5 protein-coding genes and 2 tRNA genes are annotated in these 3,580 nt (G+C 66.6%); 1 reads left to right on the forward strand and 6 read right to left on the reverse strand.

Going from position 1 to position 3,580, the window contains the following annotated elements:
- Window positions 1-126 (reverse strand): GTP-binding protein (locus RKE40_RS29325; RefSeq protein ID WP_316021691.1); only part of this gene is annotated, 126 nt, incomplete at its 3' end.
- A gap of 227 nt (window positions 127-353) precedes the next feature.
- Here RKE40_RS29325 and RKE40_RS29330 point away from each other — a divergent pair.
- Window positions 354-677, forward strand: a complete 324-nt coding sequence (locus tag RKE40_RS29330; RefSeq protein ID WP_316021687.1) for an Rdx family protein — start codon at window positions 354-356, stop codon at window positions 675-677.
- Between the two features lie 64 nt (window positions 678-741).
- On the opposite strand, the gene RKE40_RS29335 is transcribed toward RKE40_RS29330, so the two are convergent.
- From RKE40_RS29335 to RKE40_RS29355, 5 genes are all read right to left on the reverse strand, one after another.
- Complete coding sequence (locus RKE40_RS29335) at window positions 742-1,527, reverse strand: papain-like cysteine protease family protein (RefSeq protein WP_316021688.1); 786 nt, start codon at window positions 1,525-1,527, stop codon at window positions 742-744.
- A gap of 205 nt (window positions 1,528-1,732) precedes the next feature.
- Window positions 1,733-1,806 (reverse strand) — tRNA-Gly (locus tag RKE40_RS29340).
- A gap of 160 nt (window positions 1,807-1,966) precedes the next feature.
- Window positions 1,967-2,051: transfer RNA gene (locus tag RKE40_RS29345), tRNA-Tyr, on the reverse strand.
- Window positions 2,052-2,190: 139 nt separating this feature from the next.
- Entirely contained in the window at window positions 2,191-2,769 is a 579-nt protein-coding gene (locus tag RKE40_RS29350; RefSeq protein ID WP_316021689.1) for a hypothetical protein, read from the reverse strand.
- Window positions 2,770-2,903: 134 nt separating this feature from the next.
- The gene (locus RKE40_RS29355; RefSeq protein ID WP_316021690.1) at window positions 2,904-3,458 is read right to left on the reverse strand and encodes an AAA family ATPase; all 555 of its coding nucleotides are present in this window, start codon (window positions 3,456-3,458) and stop codon (window positions 2,904-2,906) included.
- Window positions 3,459-3,580: the final 122 nt, after the last annotated feature.

Below are 3,580 nucleotides of genomic sequence, written 5' to 3' on the forward strand. Positions count from 1 at the left end.
CGCGCCGCCCACCTCGGCCAGAACCTTCGTGATCGCTGCCGTCAAAGACGTCTTGCCATGGTCGACGTGACCAATCGTGCCGATGTTGCAGTGCGGCTTCGTGCGGGAGAACTTCTCTTTGGCCATGACACCTTTATCCTCGAAGGCGGCCTCGCGGGCCGGAAAGCGCGGTCGAATTAGGGGTTTTTGGCTGACGATGCAAGCTGGCCCTACTGGTCCCGCGCGGCGTCGTGCTTGCGCCCGTCGCTCCGCGGCGCATCGGCATTGCAGCCGCCCTTCTTGGCAAGCCGGCGCCATGGGCGCAGAACCCTGCCGACCGGCGCCGCCTCGGCGCCCATCCGGAGCCTTTCGCCATGACCGAGACCAAGCCCGAGACCAAGCCCCTGCCCCGCATCGCCATCACCTATTGCAGCATGTGCAACTGGCTGCTGCGCTCGGCCTGGATGGCGCAGGAGCTGCTCCAGACCTTCGGCCAGGATCTCGGCGAGGTCGTGCTGATCCCGCGCACCGGCGGCATCTTCCAGATCCATTATGACGGCGAGCTGATCTGGGACCGCACGGTCGATGGCGGCTTCCCGGATGTGAAGCAGCTCAAGCAGCGTGTCCGCGACCGGCTCGACCCCGCCCGCGACCTCGGCCATCTCGACGGCCACAAGGCGCAAGCCGCCGAGGCCTGAGCAGCCGAACCCGACACCTCCCGCCTCGGCCCTGCCGAGGCGGATTCAGCCGGGGCAGCTCGCATCACATCCCGAAGCCGACATAGACGGAATCGCCGGTCAGATCGCTGAACTTCTTGTCCTTGTAGCCACGGCCCTGCAGCGGGTCGAAGACGCTGAAATGCTCCTGCGATGGCTGCCCGACACCATAGACCACATAGGTGTGGCCCATATCGCCGAAGGACGTCGCCATCAGCAGGAAATGGCCGTTGGCCTTCAGCTTCCCGAAGACGTAGTCGTAGGTGAAGTTCTTCCGCGGCAGGCTCTGGATGCCGATGCCCAGCTTGCCGAAGACCGCCTTCATGCCGCCCTTCTGCGCCGTCGGGTCGTCGGGCTCGCCTTCGGGCAGCGAGCCGTCGGAGTTGAGATAGCCGCCATATTGCGCGACGAGATCGTCGACCTTCTCTGTGCCTTTGCCCTTGACGCGACGCCAGGAGACGGCGCCGGCCGCCCAGCAATAGAGGCTCGTCTGGTAGATCTCCGGAGGCTTGGTCAGGATCAGCGGGAATGGCGGGGCGAAGCCGGGCGTCGCGGCCTTCAGGATCTTGTACTTGCCGCGATAATAGCTCGAATTGTACCAGGTCCGGTCGGTGCTCGGGGTCAGCGGCCGTAGCCAGCTTTCGGTTGTCGCGGAATCCGTCCAGGCGATGTTCACCATCTTGGCGTTCGCCGACCAGCTGCCGGAGCCATTGTCCGGACCGCCGCCATCGCGCCATGTGACCTTGCCGCCCTGGGCGAACTCGTATTCCCAGGTCCAGCCTTTGACCTTCACGGTCCATTTGCCGATCAGCAAGTCCAGGTCGCCGGCCATTCCCGCCTCCCTATTGCCGTCCGCTCCGAAGTCTTGAAAAGCCGGTATCAGCCGCGCAGGCGCGCCGCGCGGTCATGTTGCTGCGATCGGCTTGCGGGCGCAATCCGTCGCCGATTCGGCCAGCTGCCCGGGTCAACCGCAACGCCACGGAACGGCGGCCGCTCCGGAAAGCGCTCAAAGCCGAGAGATCATCGGGGAGGGAGATTGGAGCGGGTACCGGGAATCGAACCCGGGTATTCAGCTTGGAAGGCTGCTGCTCTACCATTGAGCTACACCCGCGCCGGGCGACAAGTTCCGCATCGCGCGGCCCGGTGTCAACCCATCTTCGCCAGTAGCCGGCAAAGGCCGCAGGCGTGCGGTGAAAGCATTGCGCTGTCACCGTCTTGTCGTTCGGCGCGTCTCTTGGAAGGCGCGCCTGCTTCGTCCCGCAGGACGAAGGTGGTGGGGGAAGCAGGACTCGAACCTGCGAAGGCATAGCCAGCGGATTTACAGTCCGCCCCCTTTGCCGCTCGGGACATTCCCCCGCCTTTTCGCTGGCTGGTCCGAGGACCGGCCGCAGCCGCTGTTTCACTTTTGTGAAGGGCGGCAGGCGCGGCCGGACTTATGGTGAGAGGGCGCCCGCCTGTCAACGCCTAAAACGAGCGATCTTCGTCGCGGCGCGTTTCAATCCACCGCTCGCGGCGCTCCGTGCCGGCGCAGCCAGGCCTTCGCCGCCGGCACCAGCGCCCGGAACGGCGTTGTTTCCGGCCGCTCGATCGCATCGGCGAGATCGGGCGGCGGAAAGATCAGCGCACGCACGCCATGCCGGTGCTGCCAGACCGGAAGCGAACCCTGGCGCACGAACATCGCGATAATTTGGCGGACGAGCGGGCTGCGCAGGGCCCGTGCCTTTCCGACCGGGCGCGCCACCACGCAGAATCGCGCGAACGGATTCGGATGGCTCGCCTCGCCCTCAAGGCAGAAGATCACGCCGCTTCGATCCGGCCGCGCTTCGTCCGGCATCGCGTCGATTCGCCGCCACAGGCAGAACCAGCTCCGGCAGATCCCCGGCCGCGTCGCGTGGATGCCACAGCCTTTGCCGGTGTTGTGGCGGCACATCACCCCGGCCGGCTTGCCGATCTCCGGATCGACGATGCGCAGCACCTTGCAGCAGGCGACGCAATCGCCGCATTCACGCCCCGGCGTCAGATGGTTCAGCGTCCGCCCGGCGCGCATCGCTCCGGCTTCCGGCATCGCGTCCATGAACCCTCTCCCGGAAAGCGGAGTGGAGGGTCAGGATAGAGCATTTTCGAGCGAAATGGGTACCGGTTCGCGTGAGGAAAATGCGACAAAACAAAGAGATAATGCGGGTCGTCTTGCGACGGAACGCGGTCCCGTCAGCCTGCCGCCGCGATCCGCGCCCGCACGAAGGCGACGCGCTCGGCGACGCTCGCGAACGGCAATTCGACCAGCTCGTAGCCGAAATCGCGATAGGCGCCGGTCACCGCCGCGAAAGTGCGCTCGGCCTCGGCAAAATCCTGCTTGCGCTCGGCATCCCCAGCGAAGATCGCGCGCCAAGGGGGGGCCGCGAAGACCAGCCGCCGATAGCGCAACTGCCGCGCCGCTCGCTCGACATGCGCCGGGATCGCGAGACCGGACAGCCCGAGATAGCCGGCGATATCTGGCACGCCGCGGTCGAACAGCACGAGGCCGCCACGCTCCCGCGCCTCGGCATGGGAACGCATGTCCCAGCCCAGCATCAGCTCGGCGAACAGGGCCTTGTCACGCCAGGGCAGCCCCGGCCCGTCGATCGCCATTTGGTCGCGGATGATCGCCCGCCCGCCTTCCGGTGCGGTCGCATAGCCCTCCGCCGCGAGCGCGGACAGGAGCGTGGTCTTGCCGGCCCCCGGCCCGCCGGTGATCACGAAGAAGGCGTCGTCGTTACGGCTCATTTCTGGTTTCTTCCCTTCGGTTGATCCCTGACAGGGCGTTTCCGCCGCGCTCCGGGCTGGCCAAGCGCTGCGCATCGTGGCAGGGCAGGCGCTCGACAGTTCGGGAGCTCCCATGCCCGCCC

It is taken from the genome of Allobosea rubneri (assembly GCF_032464875.1).
In the GTDB taxonomy this organism is placed as follows: domain Bacteria; phylum Pseudomonadota; class Alphaproteobacteria; order Rhizobiales; family Beijerinckiaceae; genus Allobosea; species Allobosea rubneri.

What these genes read in the sequence shown, in the direction of transcription:
- RKE40_RS29335 (WP_316021688.1), bottom strand. Translation starts at nt 1,527, where the DNA reads ATGGCCGGCGACCTGGACTTGCTGATCGGCAAATGGACCGTGAAGGTC.
- RKE40_RS29330 (WP_316021687.1), top strand. Translation starts at nt 354, where the DNA reads ATGACCGAGACCAAGCCCGAGACCAAGCCCCTGCCCCGCATCGCCATC.
- RKE40_RS29355 (WP_316021690.1), bottom strand. Translation starts at nt 3,458, where the DNA reads ATGAGCCGTAACGACGACGCCTTCTTCGTGATCACCGGCGGGCCGGGG.
- RKE40_RS29350 (WP_316021689.1), bottom strand. Translation starts at nt 2,769, where the DNA reads ATGGACGCGATGCCGGAAGCCGGAGCGATGCGCGCCGGGCGGACGCTG.